The following is a 20,631-nucleotide window of genomic DNA, read 5'->3' as shown; positions in this document are numbered from 1 at the left end:
AGGGGGCGCCGTTCAGCGCCCCCCGTTCTGTCATCAGCGGAACAGCGACATGACGGCCGAGGGCGACTGGTTCGCAATCGACAGCGCCTGGATGCCCAGCTGCTGCTGCGTCTGCAGCGCCTGCAGGCGGGCGGACGCTTCTTCCATGTCGGTATCGACCAGCGAGCCGACGCCCTGCTTCAGCGAGTCACCCAGCTTGCCGACGAAATTTGCCTGGTCGCTGATGCGCTTGCCATCCGAACCCAGCTGCGCCGCACCCTTCACCGAGGCGTCGATCATGGTTTCGATCGCCGTCACCATGGCTTCGGCCGTGGTCGTGTCGGTGATGCCGGTGTAGTTCGAGGACGTCCCGGCCGTCAGGTCCAGACCCAAGCCGGCCTCCAGATCCACCGTGGCGACGTCGATGACGTTGGCGGTGGTTTCGGCCGTGCCGTTGGTCCGGTCGAGCGAACCAACCACGCTCATCGAGGTGCCGGTCTTCAGCAGGTTCACGCCGTTCAGCTGCGTGCCCGAAACCACCGCCGCGATCTGCTTGAACTTGGCGTCGATATCGGTGTCGATCTTGGCGAAATCGGCGGTGCTGACGGTGGCACCGATGGCCAGATCCTTGATTTCCTGCAGCAGGTTGGTGACCTGCTCGGCCCCCGTGCGCGAGGTTGCGACGGTCGCGTCGGCCACGTTCAGGTTCGACTGGATCGCCTTGAATGCCGACTGGTCGGTTTCCATCACCTTCGAGATGGCCCAGACAGCGGCGTTGTCCTTGGCGTTGGCAACCGATTTGCCGGTCGCGATGTCGCTCTGGGTTTTACCCAGTTGCGCGTTGATCGACTTCAGGGTCTGAAGTGCGACGATCGAGCTGTTGTTGGTCAGAATGCTGGACATGTTGTCCTCCGTCAAAAGGTGCTTTGCACCGGGGTTTGCATTGATGGCCTTCTGACCGGACGGGCCTTTGCCCTGCGCCTTTTCTGGCATGTCACCGTTCTAACCGGCGGAGATTTACAACTAGTGAATGCAGGGCCTCCTCTCAAACAAACCTTGCAGTGAATTTTATCAAAATCTTTGCGGTGATGCGGCGCGGGTGGCGGTTACCGTCTTGCGCCCCTGGGAATCATAGGTCTGCAGGCTGCGCGCCGCCTGGATGATGGCGCGCACCTGTTCGGCCGCTTGCTGGGCCCCCGAAAGTGAGGCCTGGGCAAGGTCACGCAGCTCGGCCAATGCTGGTTCCAGGGCGGCGCGGGTTCCGGCATCCACCCCTTGGCGGGCAGCCGTGCGGACCAGATCTTCGATTCGGATCAGGGCGGTATGGGGATCGCCGGACAGAAGCGCGGCGCGGATTTGGCCCACCTGGCGTGTCAGGGCGCGGCTCATGCGCCGGTCCCCCCGGCGATGCGGGAGAGTCCCGGATTGAGGTTAAGGTCCAGGCGTCCGGCCAAGCTGGCGGCGTATTCGCGGGTCAGGAAACTGTTGAACTGATCCTCTCCGGCACCGCCCGAGAATTCGCCCTTCATCGACGAAGGCCCGCAATATTTCAGCATCTCTTCAAGGAACGCCTGTTCCAGTTTCGATTCGACCGTCACCTTCGGGTCGGTCGTCTGCGTGGGAACGATAGGGTCGATTTTCATGAAATTTCCCGTCAATTTCTGGATGGGCCCAAATAAGCAGACAGCCGTAAATAATTGGTAAGGAATCCCGGATAGGCAGGGAAAAACCACGGGGCTTCCAATGTCGGACATGCACGTCACCACCAGCCTGATCCCAGTCGCGGATATGCCGCCCGGCATTGCCCCGACGCCGCCAACGGTCGATTCGGGCTTTGATCCCGGTCTGCTGGATTGGACGATTGGCACCATGCAGGTGGCGCCGAAGGCGCTGACGCCCGGCATGCCCGTCATGCCGAAGGGCGGCGATCCACTGGCGCAGTGGCTGCTGCAGGCCAGCGGCATCAGCGCCGATTTCGCCCCCCCGGCAAGCGTCCTGCCCCCCGAATTCGCGGCCATGGTCATGCCGGCCCCCGCAGCGCCAATGGAAGAGCTGACGGAGGCCGAGCTGATCTTTGCGCCGGTTCCGGAACCGGAGATGGCCATACCGTCGGATATGACGGCGGACGCAATGGTGGCGACATCCGAGGCCCCTGTCATTCCGACACCGGTTGCGATGCCCCTTTCCCGCGAAACTTTCGCCGAGGCCGGGAACGCGCCACCCAATGCGGGTCTGGCGGTGTCCACCGCGCTGCAAACACAGGATGCGCGCGTTCTCGCCACCACGGCAGGTGCGACGCCAAAGGAATCGTCGGCGCAGGTGCCGGCGGTCCCGACACCCGTGCAGCCGACGCAGCCTGCCGACGCGCAGCCGCCCGTCGCCGCCCAGGCAACCGTCATGCCGCAACCCCTTGGCGGCAAGGCCGATCCGCGCGCGCAGAAGCCGGCGCCCGCCCCTGCCGTGGACGCCTCTGGCAAGTCGACGCTGGTTCCGCCCGACGGCTTGTGGACCGGGGACCCCCTGGCGCCCGCCATCGGCGATGCGACCCAATCGGTCGATCCGGTGCAGACCGAACGGCTGCGCAGCGTTGCTGACGGCCTGCCCCTTGCCCCCAAACCGGCGGCACCGATCCTGCGGGATGCATCGATCATTCCCGATCAGGCGGCAGCACTGGACGTCCAGCCCCTTCAGCCGCATCGCGAGGCCTCGTCTTCGGCCGCGCCCGCCCTGACCCCGTCCCATGCCCCCGCACCCCATGCGGACCCGCGCCCGGTGATGCAGCAGGTCACGTCGGCCATGGTCACGACCCGCAAGGATGCCACCGAAATCGCCCTCTCGCCCGAGGAACTGGGACGTCTTCGGGTCGTCATGTCCGGACCGGATCGGAACCACGTCACCATCTGGGCCGAACGCCCCGAAACGCTGGATCTGGTGCGCCGCAACGCCGACATGCTGGTCCAGCATCTTCAGGAGGCCGGCATCGACACGATGGACATGGAATTCCGCCAGGATCACGGCGGCCCCTGGCAGGACGGCGATGAAGGGATCGTCCGTCCTGACCTTGATGACACCGATCGTCCCGTGACCACCCGCATGCAGATCGCAACGCCGCCGGTCAGCGACCGCCGCGTCGATATCCGGCTTTAGGAGAGACCCATGGTCGATGCCATCACCACCACCCCCGCGACCCCGCAGGTCAGCGCCCAACCCACGGCCTCTGGATTTTCGGGTGCGGCGGGGGGCGATTTTCAGACCTTCCTGACCATGCTGACCGCGCAATTGAAGAATCAGGACCCCCTGAACCCCATGGAGGGGACGGATTTCGCGATACAGCTGGCCACCTTCGCGGGGGTGGAACAGCAGGCGCTTGGCAACAAATATCTGGAACAGATGGCCGGGTCCGGTGGCGCCGGCGGTCTTGGCAGCATTTCGGGATGGATCGGCAAGGAGGCCCGCACGACGGCCCCCGTCTGGTTCGGCGACAGCCCCCTGACGCTGGACATCGCCCCCCATGCCATGGCCGACAATGTCCAGCTGATCACCATGGATGGCAGCGGCAACGTCGTCGCCCGAGAGGAGATCGGGCCGGGCACGGGTCAGATCGACTGGTTCGGACGGGCCGAGGACGGCAGCAAGCTGCCCGACGGCACCTACAGCTTTACCTTGGAAAGCTGGCGCAACGGAGAGCTGATCGACGAGGCCCGTGCTGGTGCCTATGCCCGCATCACCGAGGCCCAGCTGGGTCCCGAAGGCGCCAAGGTGATCTTCCAGGGCGGCAGCTCTGCCTCTGTCGACCAGGTAACGGCGCTGCGCGATCCCGCGTGATGGCAGGGGCGGCATGATCGGCAGGACAGGACTGTTGACGCGGGGATGCTTTCGACCGTAACCCGTGGCGACCTTGGCGCCGGGCGCATCGTTCCGCGCGGACTGGACGCCGGGGGCAGCCGCAGAAAGGACCCGCCATGACCTTCGACCGCACCATCAAGATCACCCCTTCGATCCTTTCGGCGGATTTCGCCAATTTCGGCGCCGAGATCCGCGCCATCGAGGATCAGGGCGCCGATTGGGTCCATGTCGACGTGATGGACGGGCATTTCGTCCCGAACCTGACCTTCGGCCCCCCTGCCGTGAAGGCCTTCCGCCCGCATGTGAAGACCTTCATGGATGTCCACCTGATGATCGCGCCGGTCGACGCCTATATCGACGCCTATGCCGAGGCGGGCGCCGACATGATCACCGCCCATGTCGAGGCAGGCCCCCACCCCCACCGCACCCTTCAGGCCATCCGCGCCACAGGAAAGAAGGCGGGCATCGCCCTGAGCCCCGGCACCCCGGTCGAGGCGGTCGAATACCTGCTGGACCTGGCCGACATGGTCTTGGTGATGACCGTGAACCCCGGATTCGGCGGGCAAAAATTCATCCACAGCCAGATCGACAAGATCGCCCGCCTGCGCGGCATGATCGGGGACCGGCCCATCCACATTCAGGTCGATGGCGGCGTCGATCCGGTCACGGCACCGCTGGTCGCCAAGGCAGGCGCGGATGTGCTGGTGGCGGGATCGGCGGTCTTCAAGGGCGGCTCGGTCGATCGGCCTTCGGTCTATGGCGACAACATGCGCGCGATTCGCGGCGCCATCGAAGCCGTTTGACAATCGGCCCGCCCGAGCGTCTGCTGCCCGCCGACATAGCCAAGCAGGAGGACGCGATGGATCTGGGCATCAAGGGAAAACGGGCGCTGGTTTGTGCGGCCTCCAAGGGGTTGGGCCGCGGCTGCGCCGAGGCTCTGGCCGCGGCGGGCGTCGATCTGGTCATCAACAGCCGGACCGAATCCGAAATCACCCAGGCCGCCCATGAAATCGCCGAGAAATACGGCGTCAGCGTCACGCCTGTCGCCGCCGACATCACCACCGCCGAAGGCCGCGCCAAGGTGCTGGATGCCGTGTCGCAGGCCGATATTCTTGTCACCAACGCGGGCGGCCCGCCCCCCGGCGACTGGCAGGATTGGAGCCGCGACGATTTCATCAAGGCCATCGACGCCAACATGCTGTCGGCCGTGGCGCTGATGCAGGCACTGGTGCCCGGCATGATGGACCGGGGCTGGGGCCGTGTCGTCAACATCACCTCGCAATCGGTGAAATCACCCATCGCGGTGCTGGGGCTGTCGAACACGGCGCGTGCCGGCCTGACGGGCTTTGTCGCGGGCATGTCGCGCCAGGTCGCGGGCAAGGGCGTCTGCGTGAACAACATCCTGCCCGGCATCCACGACACCGACCGTGCCACCGGCCTTGACGCGGGCGTGGCCAAGTCCAAGGGCATCACCCCGTCCGAGGCCCGCACCCAGCGCGAGGCGACCATTCCCACCGGCACCTATGGCCGGGCGGATGATTTCGGCGCGACCTGCGCCTTCCTGTGCAGCCAGCAGGCGCGCTTCATCGTCGGCCAGAACATCCTGCTGGATGGCGGCGCGGTGAACGCCACGCTGTAAGGGGCCGCAGTTGCGGGCCGGGGGTGGCCCTGATAGGCATCCCCGACCCTTTCCATCTGCCAAGGCCAAGATCGTGACGACGCCCCCAAGACTGGAAGTCCAGAGCCTGACCCGCGCCTTCGACGGCGCGCCCGTCGTCGAGGACGTCAGCTTCCAGGTCCAGGCCGGGCAGGTGGCCTGTCTGCTGGGGCCTTCGGGTTGCGGCAAATCGACGACGCTGCGGATCGTCGCGGGCGTCGACATGCAGGACAGCGGCCGCATCATGGTGGACGGCAACCTGATCTGCGACACGCATTTCCGCGTCCCCCCAGAACGCCGCGCCATCGGGCTGATGTTCCAGGACTTTGCCCTGTTTCCCCATCTGCCCGTCCGCGAAAATGTGGCCTTTGGCCTGCCCGGCGGCTTCAAGGCCAACCGCGACCGCGTGACCGAATTGCTGGACCGGGTGCGCATGTCGGCCCATATCGACAGCTTTCCCCATGAATTGTCGGGCGGCGAACAGCAGCGCGTGGCCTTGGCCCGCGCCCTGGCCCCTCGCCCCCGCGTGCTGTTGATGGACGAACCCTTCAGCGGCCTGGACGAACGCCTGCGCGACGGCATCCGCGACGAAACCTTGGCCCTGCTGAAGGAGGAAGGTACCGCCGTCCTGCTGGTCACCCATGAACCGCACGAAGCGATGCGCATGGCCGACCAGATCCTGCTGATGCGTCAGGGGCGCATCGTCCAGCAGGGGGCGCCCTATAACCTCTATAACGCGCCGGTGGACCGGCAGGCGGCGGGGTTCTTCAGCGATATCAATGTTCTGGAAGGCACCGTCCAAGGTGCGCTGACCGACACTCCCTTCGGCCAGTTCCTGACGCCGGGCATGCCCGACGGGGCGCAGGTCGATATCGTCATCCGCCCCCAGCATCTGAAACTGGATTTCGACCGCGCGGGCCAGGGACCGGCCCCCACGGTGGAAAACGGCACGGCGGCCCGCGCACGGGTCACGCGGGCGCGCTATCTGGGCCGCGAATCACTGGTGGAATTCGCCACCGATCAGGGCAACATCAGCCTGAACGCGACCGTGCCGGGGGTCTTTCTTCCGCCGGTCGGCACGCAGATGTGGCTGATGCTGCGCCGCGACCGTGTCTTCGTCTTTCCACGCCGCTAGCCCTGCCGCGTGGCCTCGCGATAGGCCGCCAGCACCTGTTCCAGATGCGCGCGACGCCCGACGGGATCGGCCAGGCCTTCGCAGATCCGCCGCGCCCGGCCCGCGATGCGCTTGCATTCATTCGGGTTCGCCCGCGCCCACTCCAGACGCTCCACCAGATCCGCCCCGCCCGAGGCCAGCGGGATATAATGCCGCCACGGCTTGAACAGACCGGTCGCGAAACTTTCCCAGCCATCCTCCTCTTTCAGGACGATGGCGTGGCTGTTGGCCAAGGGCAGGAAATCGGCATCACCGTCGCTGCGTCCCAAGCAGATGGCATAGCGACCCTGCGGCGCATCATCGCGCATGGGGACGCTCAGCCCCGCCGCCTTCAGCGCGCGCCGCGTCCGGTCATCGGCCCGCAGCGCCAGATCCACCCCCGTCATGCCGGCATGGTCCTTCAGGAACCGCCAGCGGGCGCTGCGCCGGATGGCCTGGGCATCGGGAGCATCTCCAAGGGCGCCTTCGATCCGGTGGTTCAGATCCCGCGCGCCGGGGTCCTGGGCATAGCCCGACAGCGCACCGCGCCAGACAGCGATGTCGGGGCGGTCGTCGAAGGGCGGATCATCTGCCATCGTGGCAGCCGGAAAGCCCGCATTGCCGATGCGGTGCAACCAGGGCGCGGGCCACAGGAACACGTCGCTGGCCCCCCGGCGGCGCAGCCCCGCGATCACCGGCCCGCCCGCAGACTGCACGCTGCCCGTGAGGCAGGCGGGCCGCATGTCCAGCCAATAGCGGCCCGTATTCGTCAGCTGCGCGATATCATTTGCGGTCGAGGTCGTGCGCAGCAGTTCGAAATGCCCCGCATCCTGATAGAAACGCCCATCCGGTCCCCGCGTGACGGGCTGCATCGCGCCCTTGGCATTCGTCAGCCGCCCCCGGTCCAGATCCAGCAGCAGCGCGTGATCGCCGGGGCATCCCGTCCGCCCCGTCAGCCGCGCGGGTCGGGCAAAGCCTGCCAATCGGGCGGCAAGCTTGTCCCGACGGTCCGGGCGGATGTCGGGTGTGGGGGCCTGCAGCATCTGTTGCAAACGTTCGGGATAGGATTTGCGCGCCTGGCGCACCCCCGCGCCCGGCGCCTTGGGCAGGACGGGCAGGTCGAACCAAGGGGCCAGGGCATCGCGGTAATCCTCGGGGGCGGCCCTGTCGATATCGATTTCCAGAAACCGGTCGCGGCCCGCGAAATGGGCGCGACACCCGGCGATGTGATCATGCCAGTCCCGCCGCCAGATATCGCCCAGATCGGCCAGCGGAACCCCCAGGCAGGCCGCATAGCTGCGCGCATAGCGCCCGCCCCAATGCAGATAGCGGCTGGCGACCCAATCATCGACATCGCGCGTGTTCAAAAGAAAGACCGCATCCGGAAAGCTGGCATCCAGGAAGGCATAATTCTTGAAGGCCTCGATGACCGGCATGTTCAGGAACCGCACCGATTCCATGTCGGTGAAGGCGACGGTGTCGCGGGACCAGCGCTGCAGCGGCGCCCGACCCGTCAGCCGCGAATAGGCGATGTCATCGGCCAGCGCACCCTCGGCCCAGTGGATGGCGGGAATGCCGTTCAGGTCGAACAGCCTGGCGATGAAGGTCGTGCCGCATTTGTTGAAGCCGATCTGGAAGAACTTGGGGGGCATCGGGTCTTTCCGCGACAGGTCCGCCCGGACGATGGGCCGGGGCGGTTGGCACTGTCAACCGCCCCGCCCCCTACGACAAAAGGCTTGCTTTGACAGCGGCCTGACAGTAGCACCATCACAGGAATTCGGGAGAAACCGGTGACAATCCGGGGCCGAAGGAGCAGCCGCCCCGGCGAACTCTCAGGCAAAAGGACCGTTTTCCCCAAGAACTCTGGAGAGTGGCCGCAAGGCCCGCCGAAGGGATAACGATCTCAGGCGCCCGATCCGGGCAGGGACAGAGGGGGCATCGACGCGCGGGCAGCTTGCCCGCCCAACCGATGCCGAGCGTTCGGCAGGAACAGCAGGAGGCCCCATGGCCGACACGACCCGCCGGACAGGTCTGCACGACCTTCACGTCGAACTTGGCGCCAGGATGGTGCCCTTTGCCGGATGGGACATGCCCGTCCAGTTCCCGATGGGCGTCATGGCCGAACATCTGCATACCCGTGAAAACGCCGGGCTGTTCGACGTCAGCCACATGGGACAGGTCTTCGTTCGCCCGCTGGACGGCAATATCCAGACCGCCGCGCTGGCGCTGGAAACGCTGATCCCCGCCAACGTTCTGGACCTGGCGCCGGGACGCCAGCGCTATGGCCTGTTCACCAATGAACAGGGCGGCATTCTGGACGACCTGATGTTCGCCAATCGCGGCGACCACTTCCTGCTGGTGGTCAATGCCGCCTGCGCCGATCAGGACATCGCCCATCTGCGAACGCTGGATGGCGTCGCCATCGAACCCGTGACCGATCGCGGGCTGGTGGCCTTGCAGGGCCCGCGTTCGGCGGGTGTGCTGGAGCGACTGATCCCGGCCACCGTCGAGATGCGCTTCATGGACAGCTTGAGCTTTGACTGGCAGGGACATGATCTGTGGATCTCGCGGTCGGGCTATACCGGCGAGGACGGGTTCGAGATCTCGGTTCCCGATGCCGCGCTGGAGGATTTCGCCCGCGCCCTGCTGGACCAGCCCGAGGTGGCCCCCATCGGCCTTGGCGCCCGCGACAGTCTGCGGCTGGAGGCCGGAATGCCGCTTTACGGCCATGACATGGATCCCGACGTGACGCCGGCCCAGGCCGCCCTTGGCTGGTCCATCCCCAAGGCCCGCCGCAACGGCGGCGCACGGGCAGGCGGTTTTCCCGGTGCGGATGCGGTGCTGGCCGAACTGGACGCAGGGGCCGCCACGACGCGCCGCGGGCTGCGCCCCGAAGGCCGCGCCCCCATCCGCGAAGGCGTCACCCTGTTTGCCGATCAAACCGGCGACGCCCCCCTTGGCACCGTGCGGTCGGGGGGCTTCGGACCCTCGGTCGGCGGGCCCGTCGCCATGGCGATCATCGACGCCAGCCTTCCCGAAGGCGCCACCATCTGGGCCGAGTTGCGCGGCAAGCGCGTTCCGGTCACCATCACAGCACTTCCCTTTGTCACGCCCTCCTACAAACGCTGAGGATAACGCTATGCTGAAATATACCGACGACCATGAATGGCTGCGCGCCGAGGGCGACGAGATCGTAGTGGGCATCACCAAGCACGCCAGCGAACAGCTGGGTGACGTCGTCTTCATCGAACTGCCCGAGGAAGGCACCGATGTCATCGCCGGAGACGAGATCGTGGTTATCGAATCGGTCAAGGCCGCGTCCGACATCACCGCCCCCGTCGGCGGCACCATCACCGCCGTCAATACGGCGCTGGCAGATGCGCCGGGCGATGTGAACGCTGACCCGATGGCGGCATGGTTCTTCCGGATCAAGCCGGCCGATCCGGCCGCGATCGAAGGCTTCATGGACGAAGCTGCCTACAAGGCATTGGTCGACTGACCTCCCGTGCGGGGGCGCGCGGCCCCCGCATCCCCCCTGCCAGGAGCGTGACCCGAATGACCCGCTGGACTGCAAGCGACTACAACCCCGACGATTTCGCCAACCGCCGCCACATCGGCCCCTCGCCCGCCGAGATGGAGCAGATGCTGAAGGCCGTCGGCACCGACAGCCTTGACGCGCTGATCGACCAGACCGTGCCCCAGGCCATCCGCCAGAAGGATGTGCTGGACTGGCCCGCCCTGTCCGAGGCCGGGCTGCTGGCGCGCATGAAGGAGGTCGCGTCGAAAAATCGCGTGATGACCAGCCTGATCGGCCAAGGGTATTACGGGACCGTGACGCCCCCCGCCATCCAGCGAAACATCCTGGAAAACCCGGCTTGGTATACCGCCTATACCCCCTATCAGCCCGAGATCGCCCAAGGTCGCCTTGAGGCGCTTTTGAACTTCCAGACCATGGTCGCGGATCTGACCGGCCTGCCGGTGGCGAATGCGTCCTTGCTGGACGAAGCCACCGCCGCGGCCGAGGCGATGGCCATGGCGCGCCGCCAGTCGAAATCCAAGGCGCAGGGCTTCTTCGTCGATCGCAACCTGCACCCACAATCGATCGCCGTGATCCAGACCCGCGCCGCCCCCCTGGGCATCGAGGTCATCCAAGGCGACGCACAGGACATGGACCCCGCCGCCGTCTTTGGCGCGATCTTCCAGTATCCCGGCACTTATGGGCATGTCCGCGACCTGACCGCCGATATCGACGCCCTGCACGGCACGGGCGCGCTGGCCATCGTCGCGACCGACCTTCTGGCGCTCTGCGTCTTGAAGGAGCCGGGCGCGATGGGTGCCGACATCGCCGTGGGTTCGGCGCAGCGGTTCGGCGTGCCAATGGGCTATGGCGGGCCGCACGCGGCCTTCATCTCCTGCCGCGATGCGCTGAAGCGCGCCATGCCGGGGCGGATCGTCGGCGTCAGCATCGACGCATCCGGCAACCAGGCCTATCGCCTGTCGCTGCAGACCCGCGAACAGCATATCCGCCGCGAAAAGGCGACCAGCAACGTCTGCACCGCGCAGGCACTGCTGGCGGTGATGGCGTCCTTCTATGCCGTCTTCCACGGGCCGGTAGGTTTGCGGGCGATTGCACAGCGCGTCCACCTGCATGCCGTGACTATCGCCGACGCCCTGCGCGATGCAGGTGCCGATGTCGCCCCCGAGACCTTCTTCGACACGATCACCGTGCGCGTGGGCGTCGGCCAACAGGGCATCATGGCCGCCGCGCGTCACCGGGGCATCAACCTGCGCAAGGTCGGCCGTGACCGCGTCGGCATCAGCGTCGACGAGACGACGGACACGACCGTCATCACCAAGCTGCTGGACGCCTTCGGCATCACCGATGCGGCAACGCCCGCCACCGCGCCCGCCATCCCCGACGACCTGCTGCGCGACAGCGAATACCTGACCCACCCGGTGTTTCACATGAATCGCGCTGAATCCGAGATGATGCGCTATATGCGTCGTCTATCGGACCGCGACCTGGCGCTGGACCGGGCAATGATCCCGCTGGGGTCCTGCACCATGAAGCTGAACGCCGCTGCCGAGATGATGCCCATCACCTGGCCGGAATTCGGCGCGCTGCACCCTTTCGCACCGCATGACCAGGCGGCGGGATACCACGAGGCAATCGGCGATCTGGTGGAAAAGCTGTGCCGCATTACCGGCTATGACGCGTTTTCCATGCAGCCCAACAGCGGCGCGCAGGGGGAATATGCGGGGCTGCTGACCATTCAGGCTTATCACCGCAGCCGCGGCGACGATCAGCGCGACATCTGCCTGATCCCCGTCAGCGCCCATGGCACCAACCCTGCCACCGCGCAGATGTGCGGCATGCAGGTCGTGGTGGTGAAATCGGCCCCGAACGGCGATATCGACCTGGAGGATTTCGCCGACAAGGCGGCCAAGGCCGGCGACCGGCTGGCGGCGGTGATGATCACCTATCCCAGCACGCATGGCGTCTTTGAAGACACGGTGCGTCAGGTCTGCGACATCACCCATGATCATGGCGGACAGGTCTATATCGACGGCGCGAACATGAACGCGCTGGTCGGTCTGGTGAAACCCGGCGAGATCGGCGGCGATGTCAGCCACCTGAACCTGCACAAGACCTTCGCCATCCCGCATGGCGGCGGCGGCCCCGGCATGGGCCCCATCGGCGTGCGCGCGCATCTGGCGCCCTTCCTGCCCGGCGATCCGCAGGAAGGTGACAGCGGCGCGGTCAGCGCGGCCCCCTATGGCAGCGCCTCGATCCTGCTGATCAGTTGGGCCTATTGCCTGATGATGGGCGGCGAGGGCCTGACGCAGGCGACCCGCGTGGCGATCCTGAACGCAAACTATATCGCAGCGCGGCTGACCGGGGCCTATCCGATCCTGTTCATGGGCAATCGTGGCCGCGTGGCGCATGAATGCATCATCGACACCCGGCCCTTTGCTGAACATGGCGTCACGGTCGATGACATCGCCAAGCGTCTGGTTGATAACGGCTTTCACGCCCCGACGATGAGCTGGCCCGTCGCGGGCACGCTGATGGTCGAACCGACGGAATCGGAAACCAAGGCCGAGATCGACCGCTTTGTCACCGCCCTGCTGGCGATCCGGGACGAGATCACCGATATCGCCGAAGGCCGGATCGAGGTCGAGAGCAGCCCCCTGCGCCACGCCCCCCACACGGTCGAGGATCTGGTCCGCGATTGGGACCGCCCCTACAGCCGCGAACAGGGCTGTTTTCCGCCGGGTGCCTTCCGCGTGGACAAGTACTGGCCACCGGTCGGGCGCGTGGACAATGCCCATGGCGACCGCAACCTGATCTGCACCTGCCCGCCGCTGGAGGCCTATGCCGAGGCTGCGGAATAAGGAATGAAGACGGCCCTGCGCAGTCCGGCTGCGCAGGGCATGACGTCACAGGATGAAGTCATCCGCACCCAGATCCAGCCGACCGATCAGGCTGATCATCATGTCAGCAGTCGCGTCGCCGTCGATATCGATCATCACCCGGGTCCGGTCCGCGTCGATCAGCATCGCCAGCTGGCCCGCCTGTCCGCTCAGCCCATCCAGCGACAATGTGAAGGCCTGATTGCCCTTGACCCCAATGTCCGCGTCGATCGCCGACAGGTCGATACGGTCACGTCTGACACCGAAATCCTGGATCACGTCCGCCCCGGCAGCAAAGCGTCCCGAATCCGCCAGCATATTGAACTTGAACACATCCGCGCCCTGCCCGCCGGTCATGAGGTCGCGCCCGCGACCGCCGATCAGCAGGTCATTGCCCCGTCCGCCCGTCAGCTGATCGCTACCCACGTGCCCCTCCAAGCGGTCATCGCCAAAGCCCCCCAGCAGCTGGTCCTGGCCCCTGCCGCCGATCACGGTATCGGCTCCCGATCCACCGCGCAGGACATCAAAGCCCTTGCCGCCCCACAGCACATCCATGCCGCCATCGCCCAGGATCGTATCAGCGCCGTCATTTCCCTGCAGGCTGTCATCGCCGCCCTTGCCCATCATCCGATCATTGCCGTCAAGACCCATCGCCCTGTCGTCACCGCCGCTGAGCCGGAAGACATCGCTGCCCGACAGGACGCGGCTGATGAATTGCCGGTCGTCGGCCTGGCCCGCGCTTTCGGCGGCGGTCACCAGGTCGGACAAAGGCGTCTCAAGGCCGCTGATCCGCCAGTTCTGGATCGTCACGCCCGCACTTTCGGCGGCGATGGCGACCGCGTTCAGCGTGCCCATGATTGAAAAGTCGTCCGAACCCAGCCGGAAATCCTGGCCGCCCAGATAGGCGTTGGAGGCAAAGCCGCCATCGAGATAGCTGATCAGGAAGACATCCTCGATGGGCTGGCCGTCAATGGCAAGATTGACGTCGTCGAAGAATTCGACATCGACGCGGTTACGGCTCAGAACATTCAGATCCATCCGGGTCTGATCAAAGCGGGAATTTGCGGTCAATCTCGCCATCTCGGCCTCCGGTTTGACAACGGAGGCCTGCAGCCATTTGCAGGCCATCCGGTACGTGTTAACGCTTGGAACGTTAACGGCCGGATTTTCCGTCTGTCAAAGGATAAAGCCCGCGGCCTGTTACAGCCCCGCGCCTTCCGGAAGGCCCAGCATGATGTTCAGGTTCTGAACCGCGGCCCCCGATGCGCCCTTGCCTAGGTTGTCCAGCACCGCGATAACATTGGCACAGCCCGCATCCTCGTCGCCATGGACGCTGATCTGCATCACGTTGGTGCCGTTCATCGCGGTGGGATCGATGCGCGCGCCGATCTGGTCGGCGGGCACGACCTGCACAAAATCCTGCCCGGCATAGTGATCGGACAGCGCCTGGTGCAGGCCCGCGATGCTGCGTTCGTCATCCAGATGCAACGGCAGCTGAACGGCCATGCCCTGCGCGAAATTCCCGACCGAGGGCGAGAAGATCGGCTGGATCAGCAGGCCGCCATGGGTCATGATCTCGGGGATGTGCTTGTGGCGCTGCGTCAGGCCATAGACGAAATGCGGCGGCGCGGTCTGCGCCTCGTATTCCGCGATCAGGGCCTTGCCGCCGCCGGTATAGCCGCTGACGGCATTGATGGTCAGCGCCTCGTTCTCCTCGATCAGGCCGGCCGCCACCAGCGGGGCGATCATCGCGATCGAACCGGTGGAATAGCATCCCGGATTGCTGACGAACCGCGCGCCTGCGATCAGTTCGCGCATCTCGGGGGCCAGTTCGGCATAGCCGAAGACCCAGTCCGGATCGATCCGATGCGCGGTCGAAGCGTCGATCAGGCGCACATCCATGTCGCGGGTCAGTTCGACCGCCTCGCGCGCGGCATCATCGGGCAGGCACAGGATCGCGACATCGGCAGCCCGAAACGCTTCGGCCCGCGCCTCTGCATCCTTGCGGCGTGCGGGGTCGATCTGGATCAGTCGGATATCCTCGCGTCCCAGCAGGCGGTCGCGGATCTGAAGGCCGGTGGTTCCGGCTTCGCCATCGATGAAGACGCTGTGGGTCATGGGACAACCTTCCTTTGGGGGGTTGCCGTCTGTTTAGCCGAACATCAACGGGGTCACAACGCCCATGCGCATCAGATGCTGCACAGCTGCGACCGCATCAGAAAGCGCTTTTCCCGTCCGTTATCCAGGCTGAACATGCCGCCGCGCCCGGCGACCACGTCGATGATCAGGTCGGTATGCTTCCATGCCTCGTACTGGCTGGCCGAAATGTAGAAGGGCGCGCCACCGATCTCTCCCAGTCTCACGTCGCGGTCGCCGATGCGAAAATCGCCTTGGGGATAGCACATGGGCGACGACCCGTCGCAACAGCCGCCCGACTGGTGGAACAGGACGGGGCCGTGATCGGCCACGATTTCCCGGATCAGGTCCAGGGCTTCGGGGGTGGCGGTGACGGTGCTCATGACTTCAACCTCCTTTTCAGCAGGCGCAGCACCTGCTTTTCCTCGAGACGCAGGTCGGCGCTATTCAGATTGTCCTCGATGCTGTCCTGCAGTTCCAGCTTCAACTCGTCGGCCAGATAGGCGTCGATGATCTGCGGATGGACATAGCATTTGCGACAGATGGTCGGCGTGTTCCCCAGACGTGCAGCCACGGTTTCGATGGCGTCGCGGATGTTGCGCTTGGCGGCGGCGTCGCTGTCGGCCTTTTCAAACTCCGACAGCGCCAAGGCGGCCAAAACCGTGCCGGTCCAGGTGCGGAAATCCTTGGCCGTGATCTGCCGCCCCGAGATCTCGCGCAGATAGGCGTTCACATCCGACGATGACACCTGATGTCGGGCGCCGTCTTCGTCCAGATACTGGAACAGGTGCTGGCCGGGGATCTCTTGCGCGGCCCGCACGATGCGCGCCACCCGCCTGTCGCGCAGCCCCAGGTCCCATTCCTTGCCGCTCTTGCCGCGGAACCTGAACCGGATCCTGTTGCCGTCAAAGCTGACATGCCGGTCGCGCAGGGTCGTCAGCCCGTGCGACTTGTTCTGTTTGACATAATCCGAATTGCCGACGCGGATCATCGTATGTTCCAGCAGATAGACGATGGTGCCCAGCACCTTTTCCGCGGGCATCCCGCGTCGCGACATGTCCTGATCGACCTGCGCGCGCAAGGCTGGCAGGGCCTTCGCGAAATCCAGCATGCGGTCGTATTTGGCACTGTCGCGGACCTCTCGGAAATCAGGGTGGTATCGATATTGCTTGCGCCCCTTGGCATCGCGCCCCGTCGCCTGGATGTGGCCGCGCGGGTCCGGGCAGATCCAGACATCGTCATAGGCGGGCGGAATGGCCAGCGACGCCAGGCGCTTGCGTTCAGCCTTGTCCCTGATCGTCCGGCCCTTGGCGTCGCGATAGGAAAAGCCCTTGCCGGACCTGACGCGGGTGATGCCCGCCATGTCGTCGTTCACATAGATCAGGCCCGCGCTTTCGGCGGCGTCCTGGGGGTCGATGATGCTGTCTTTGGGCATGTGGGGCAGTCCGACAGGGAGGGGATGCGTCCTGCCCCAACGCCGCAGATCCCCCGGCGGTTGCCGAAGGATCGGTGGGCGGCCCCGGCGGCCCGCCCACCGTTGCGGATCAGAAGAAGCCGAGCTTCTTGGGGCTGTAGCTGACCAGCATGTTCTTGGTCTGCTGATAGTGATCCAGCATCATGCGGTGGTTTTCGCGCCCGATGCCCGACTGCTTGTAACCGCCGAAGGCCGCATGGGCCGGATAGGCGTGATAGCAGTTCGTCCAGACCCGGCCCGCCTGGATGGCGCGGCCAAAGCGGTAGCAGGTGTTGGCATCGCGCGACCAGACGCCCGCGCCCAGGCCGTAAAGCGTGTCATTGGCGATGGACAGCGCCTCGTCATGGTCCTTGAAGGTGGTCACGGACACGACCGGGCCAAAGATCTCCTCCTGAAAGACGCGCATCTTGTTATGGCCCTTGAAGACCGTCGGCTTGATGTAATAGCCGCCCGACAATTCGCCGCCATGATCGGCGGTTTCGCCGCCCGTCAGGATCTCGGCGCCCTCTTTCCGACCGATGTCGAAATAGGACAGGATCTTCTCCTTCTGCTCGCTGGATGCCTGGGCACCGATCATCGTGGCCTCATGGCGCGGATCGCCCTGCACGATGGCCTCGACCCGCTTCAGCGCCTTTTCCATGAACTGGTCATAGATCTTTTCGTGGATCAACGCGCGCGACGGGCAGGTGCAGACCTCGCCCTGGTTCAGTGCGAACATCACGAAGCCTTCAATCGCCTTGTCGAAGAAATCGTCATCCTCGCGGCAGACATCCTCGTGGAAGATGTTGGGGGATTTGCCGCCCAGTTCCAGCGTCACCGGGATCAGGTTTTCGGACGCATATTGCATGATCAGCCGGCCGGTGGTGGTTTCCCCGGTGAAGGCGATCTTGGCGATGCGCGGATTGCTGGCCAAGGGCTTGCCGGCCTCCAGGCCGAAACCGTTCACGATGTTCAGCACGCCCGGCGGCAGGATGTCGGCGATCAGCTCCGCAAAGATCATGATCGTCGCCGGGGTCTGTTCGGCGGGCTTCAGCACCACGCAGTTGCCGGCGGCCAGCGCAGGCGCCAGTTTCCAGCAGGCCATCAGCAGCGGGAAGTTCCACGGGATGATCTGGCCCACGACACCAAGCGGTTCGTGGAAGTGATAGGCGACAGTGTCATTGTCGATCTCGCTGATGCCGCCTTCCTGCGCGCGCAGGACGCCCGCGAAATAGCGGAAATGGTCGACGGCAAGCGGCAGGTCGGCGGCCATCGTCTCACGGATGGGCTTGCCGTTGTCCCAGGTTTCGGCGGTGGCCAGCAGCTGCAGGTTCTGTTCCATCCGGTCGGCGATCCGCAGCAGCGCGTTCGACCGTTCCGTGGTCGAGGCCTTGCCCCAGGCGTCCTTGGCCTTGTGGGCGGCGTCCAGCGCGGCCTCGATGTCATCGGCGTTCGACCTGGCGATCTCGCCAATGGCGGCACCGGTGATGGGGGTGGTGTTGGTGAAATACTTGCCCGATTTCGGCGCGACCCATTCGCCACCGATGAAGTTGTCGTAACGGGCGGCAAAGGGCATCACGCCCACGCCCTTGAATTCATGCGTCTGGTCGTTCGGCATCGGTTCCTCCTTGGGGTGTCTTCCCGGATCTCCCCATCCGGGTCTGTCCCAAGGCTGTGCTGCGCAGCGATTCGCGGCAACGGGTGATCCTCGCCGCGGCGCAGAAGGTGTATCAGCGGTGGGACAGTCAGCCGTGGTTTTCGCTGATCCCCAGCCGCGTCATGCGCCGGTACATGGTCGCCCGCCCGATCCCCAAGGCCCGCGCCGCCGCCGAGACATTGCCCTGCGCCCGCGCCAGCGCCCGGATGACCGCGGCGCGTTCGGCACGGTCGAAACCCGTCAGGTCGTCCTGGCGTCCCAGAAGGTCGGCGGCGGGACGCGGGCGGATGCGCCCCTCGCGCTCCAGACCCAGCATGCGGCGGGCGGCCCGCGTCGCGCCGATGGCCAGGTCGTCCTTGTCCACCGCCAGCAGGACCGCCGCATCGGGGTGATCGTCCGAGGCCACCACGATCCGCGCATCGGGAAAGCTCGAGCGGAAGAACATCGCCTCGATCCCGCGCGCGGTCTGCGCCACCTGCGCCGAGATCAGCCGGTTATAGCGTTCCGTCTGGTCGGCGCGCGCGCTGCTGACATCCAGCGCCGCCAGCAGCCGCCCGTCGGGGCCCCAGATGGGGGCGTCCATGCAGGACATGCCGGTGTTGCGCGTGCGGAAATGTTCGTCGCGGTGGATGGTGACCTGCCGCCCCTCGGCCAGACAGGTGCCGATGCCGTTGGTGCCCTGCGCGGCCTCGGACCAGTCGGCGCCGCGCCACAGACCCCATTCGCGGAACTGCGCCGCATCCCCATCCGACACGCGCTGGTCCAAGACCACCCCATGCGCGTCGGTCAGCAGCACGTTGCAGCCCGACAGCCCAACCAGATTGTAGAGCTGGTCCAGCTGCGGACCCGCGACATGCAGGAACGCCTGCATCGCCTGATGACGATGCCGCAATTCGGTGGCCGACAGCCGGTCGGGCCTGCGGTGATCGCCGGGATCCAGCCCGTGCTTCATCATCGACCGCCGCCAGGATGCGGCCAGAGCCGATGTGGCGCTGCGCGATTGCGATTGCTCGGCGACCAGATCGGCGTGGTTGCGTTGCATCATCTTCCCCCTCCCAAGGTGGGGGAAGCATAGCAGATTTTGCGGGGTGCGATGCAGAACTTTGGTCGCACCCCGGAGGGGTCTTCAGCGGACCGGGCCTTCCGGCTTGATGATACCGTCGGTCGGGGCCTGACGGTCGTCACCCGCAGGCGTGCTGCCCATGCTGCCCGAAGGCGTCGTGCGCGGCTGATAGGGCGGCAGGTCACCATCGCGATACAGCAGCGACTGCCCGTTGTGGAACAGGTGCAGCGCATCGGGATCGGCGGTCAGGCGCACCTTGCGACCGTTCAGGCCCGGATGGATGCCCGGCAGCTTGGCGATGATCGGCACCGTTTCGGCATTGGTCCCGAAATAGAGCAGCGTCACTTCGCCCAAGGCTTCGGTCAGATCGACGGTGCCTTCGAACAGCGCGTCGCCATCGGCCTCGCGCATGTCCTCGGGGCGGACGCCCAAATTGACCTGCATGCCCTGATCGCCCTCGCGCGTGGGGATGGCGACCCGGGCTTCCAGACCACCCTCCAGCGCGACGGTGGTGACGGAACCGACGGTCTTGACGCGGCCGGGCAGCAGGTTCATCGCCGGGCTGCCGATGAACTGGGCCACGAATTCGTTGACCGGGCGCTCATACAGTTCCAGCGGCGCGCCGACCTGGGCGATCCCGCCACCGGCCAGCACCACGATGCGGTCGGCAAGCGTCATCGCCTCGGTCTGGTCATGGGTGACATAGATCATCGTGCGGTCGGGCATCGATGCCTTCAGCTGCGCAATCTCGATCCTTGTGGCGACGCGCAGGGCGGCGTCCAGGTTCGACAGCGGCTCGTCGAACAGATAGACCTGCGGGTCGCGCACGATCGCGCGTCCGATGGCCACCCGCTGACGCTGGCCGCCCGACAACGCCTTGGGCAGGCGGTCCAGATAGGGCGTCAGCTGCAGCATCTTGCCCGCACTGTCGGTGGCGGCCTTGATCTGGTCCTTGGACTGGCCCGCGATCTTCAGGGCAAAGGCCATGTTGTCGCGGACCGTCATATGCGGATAGAGCGCATAGGACTGGAACACCATCGCGATGCCGCGCTGGCTGGGGGGGATGTCGTTGACCACCCGCCTCGCGATCTGCAGTTCACCCGCCGTGATCTGTTCCAGCCCCGCGATCATCCGCAGCAGGGTCGATTTCCCGCAACCCGAAGGGCCGACAAAGACGATGAACTCGCCGGATTTGATATCCAGATCGATGTCCTTCAGCACGCTGACATCGCCGTAGGACTTGGCGAGGCTGGTCAATTTGAGGTCGGCCATT

General features: G+C 65.6%; 19 protein-coding genes and 1 riboswitch. Of the genes, 8 read left to right on the top strand and 11 right to left on the bottom strand.

Translation table 11 applies throughout. From position 1 onward, the window contains the following. Positions 1 to 33: 33 nt before the first annotated feature. From DKT70_RS04805 to DKT70_RS04795, 3 genes are all read right to left on the bottom strand, one after another. Positions 34 to 882 (bottom strand): flagellin N-terminal helical domain-containing protein, encoded by an 849-nt coding sequence (locus DKT70_RS04805; RefSeq protein ID WP_111558219.1) that lies wholly within the window; start codon positions 880 to 882, stop codon positions 34 to 36. 168 nt (positions 883 to 1,050) lie between these two features. Next, entirely contained in the window at positions 1,051 to 1,368 is a 318-nt protein-coding gene (locus DKT70_RS04800) for a hypothetical protein (RefSeq protein ID WP_111558069.1), read from the bottom strand. Beyond that, positions 1,365 to 1,622, bottom strand: coding sequence for a rod-binding protein (locus DKT70_RS04795; protein WP_072296665.1), 258 nt, complete (start codon positions 1,620 to 1,622; stop codon positions 1,365 to 1,367). Before DKT70_RS04795 ends, DKT70_RS04800 begins: the two co-directional genes overlap by 4 nt. A gap of 100 nt (positions 1,623 to 1,722) precedes the next feature. On the opposite strand from DKT70_RS04795, the gene fliK reads away from it, so the two are divergent. The 5 genes from fliK to DKT70_RS04770 all read left to right on the top strand — a co-directional run bounded on the left by fliK (position 1,723) and on the right by DKT70_RS04770 (position 6,617). Then, complete coding sequence (fliK, locus tag DKT70_RS04790) at positions 1,723 to 3,126, top strand: flagellar hook-length control protein FliK (RefSeq protein WP_111558068.1); 1,404 nt, start codon at positions 1,723 to 1,725, stop codon at positions 3,124 to 3,126. A 9-nt stretch (positions 3,127 to 3,135) separates the two neighbouring features. After that, complete coding sequence (locus DKT70_RS04785) at positions 3,136 to 3,804, top strand: flagellar hook capping FlgD N-terminal domain-containing protein (protein ID WP_111558067.1); 669 nt, start codon at positions 3,136 to 3,138, stop codon at positions 3,802 to 3,804. Positions 3,805 to 3,941: 137 nt separating this feature from the next. Continuing rightward, entirely contained in the window at positions 3,942 to 4,628 is a 687-nt protein-coding gene (gene rpe, locus DKT70_RS04780; RefSeq protein WP_111558066.1) for a ribulose-phosphate 3-epimerase, read from the top strand. Between the two features lie 56 nt (positions 4,629 to 4,684). Continuing rightward, positions 4,685 to 5,464 (top strand): SDR family oxidoreductase, encoded by a 780-nt coding sequence (locus DKT70_RS04775; protein WP_072296882.1) that lies wholly within the window; start codon positions 4,685 to 4,687, stop codon positions 5,462 to 5,464. Between the two features lie 73 nt (positions 5,465 to 5,537). Beyond that, the gene (locus DKT70_RS04770; protein ID WP_111558065.1) at positions 5,538 to 6,617 is read left to right on the top strand and encodes an ABC transporter ATP-binding protein; all 1,080 of its coding nucleotides are present in this window, start codon (positions 5,538 to 5,540) and stop codon (positions 6,615 to 6,617) included. On the opposite strand, the gene DKT70_RS04765 is transcribed toward DKT70_RS04770, so the two are convergent. Further along, a complete protein-coding gene (locus DKT70_RS04765) occupies positions 6,614 to 8,287 on the bottom strand; it encodes a glycosyl transferase family 90 (RefSeq protein ID WP_111558064.1) in 1,674 nt (557 codons plus the stop codon). The genes DKT70_RS04770 and DKT70_RS04765 overlap by 4 nt on opposite strands. Positions 8,288 to 8,403: 116 nt before the next feature. Continuing rightward, positions 8,404 to 8,493, top strand: a riboswitch (glycine riboswitch). Between the two features lie 146 nt (positions 8,494 to 8,639). Here DKT70_RS04765 and gcvT point away from each other — a divergent pair. The 3 genes from gcvT to gcvP are packed head-to-tail and all read left to right on the top strand — an operon-like array spanning position 8,640 to position 13,031. Then, positions 8,640 to 9,764, top strand: coding sequence for a glycine cleavage system aminomethyltransferase GcvT (gene gcvT / locus DKT70_RS04760; protein WP_111558063.1), 1,125 nt, complete (start codon positions 8,640 to 8,642; stop codon positions 9,762 to 9,764). A gap of 13 nt (positions 9,765 to 9,777) precedes the next feature. Continuing rightward, positions 9,778 to 10,134, top strand: coding sequence for a glycine cleavage system protein GcvH (gcvH, locus tag DKT70_RS04755; protein ID WP_072296884.1), 357 nt, complete (start codon positions 9,778 to 9,780; stop codon positions 10,132 to 10,134). A gap of 56 nt (positions 10,135 to 10,190) precedes the next feature. Next, positions 10,191 to 13,031 (top strand): aminomethyl-transferring glycine dehydrogenase, encoded by a 2,841-nt coding sequence (gene gcvP, locus DKT70_RS04750; RefSeq protein WP_111558062.1) that lies wholly within the window; start codon positions 10,191 to 10,193, stop codon positions 13,029 to 13,031. A gap of 45 nt (positions 13,032 to 13,076) precedes the next feature. On the opposite strand, the gene DKT70_RS04745 is transcribed toward gcvP, so the two are convergent. From DKT70_RS04745 to DKT70_RS04715, 7 genes are all read right to left on the bottom strand, one after another. Beyond that, positions 13,077 to 14,087, bottom strand: coding sequence for a calcium-binding protein (locus DKT70_RS04745; protein ID WP_158529946.1), 1,011 nt, complete (start codon positions 14,085 to 14,087; stop codon positions 13,077 to 13,079). A gap of 162 nt (positions 14,088 to 14,249) precedes the next feature. Then, positions 14,250 to 15,167 (bottom strand): N-acetyl-gamma-glutamyl-phosphate reductase, encoded by a 918-nt coding sequence (argC, locus tag DKT70_RS04740; protein ID WP_111558060.1) that lies wholly within the window; start codon positions 15,165 to 15,167, stop codon positions 14,250 to 14,252. Positions 15,168 to 15,238: 71 nt separating this feature from the next. Then, on the bottom strand, positions 15,239 to 15,568 hold the full coding sequence (locus tag DKT70_RS04735; protein WP_111558059.1) for a DUF779 domain-containing protein: 330 nt from the start codon (positions 15,566 to 15,568) through the stop codon (positions 15,239 to 15,241). Further along, on the bottom strand, positions 15,565 to 16,620 hold the full coding sequence (locus DKT70_RS04730) for a DNA topoisomerase IB (protein WP_111558058.1): 1,056 nt from the start codon (positions 16,618 to 16,620) through the stop codon (positions 15,565 to 15,567). Before DKT70_RS04730 ends, DKT70_RS04735 begins: the two co-directional genes overlap by 4 nt. 109 nt (positions 16,621 to 16,729) lie before the next feature. Beyond that, positions 16,730 to 18,256 (bottom strand): aldehyde dehydrogenase, encoded by a 1,527-nt coding sequence (gene adh, locus DKT70_RS04725; RefSeq protein ID WP_111558057.1) that lies wholly within the window; start codon positions 18,254 to 18,256, stop codon positions 16,730 to 16,732. A 127-nt stretch (positions 18,257 to 18,383) separates the two neighbouring features. Further along, positions 18,384 to 19,340, bottom strand: a complete 957-nt coding sequence (locus DKT70_RS04720) for a GAF domain-containing protein (RefSeq protein ID WP_233490422.1) — start codon at positions 19,338 to 19,340, stop codon at positions 18,384 to 18,386. Between the two features lie 81 nt (positions 19,341 to 19,421). Then, positions 19,422 to 20,630, bottom strand: a complete 1,209-nt coding sequence (locus DKT70_RS04715) for an ABC transporter ATP-binding protein (protein WP_111558056.1) — start codon at positions 20,628 to 20,630, stop codon at positions 19,422 to 19,424. Between the last annotated feature and the right edge of the window lies 1 nt (position 20,631).

The sequence above is a fragment of the Paracoccus sediminilitoris genome (genome assembly GCF_003259195.1).
Taxonomy (GTDB): Bacteria; Pseudomonadota; Alphaproteobacteria; order Rhodobacterales; family Rhodobacteraceae; genus Paracoccus; species Paracoccus sediminilitoris.
The sequence above is the reverse complement of the archived record's forward strand: the minus strand, read 5'-3'. Positions and strand labels throughout refer to the sequence as shown.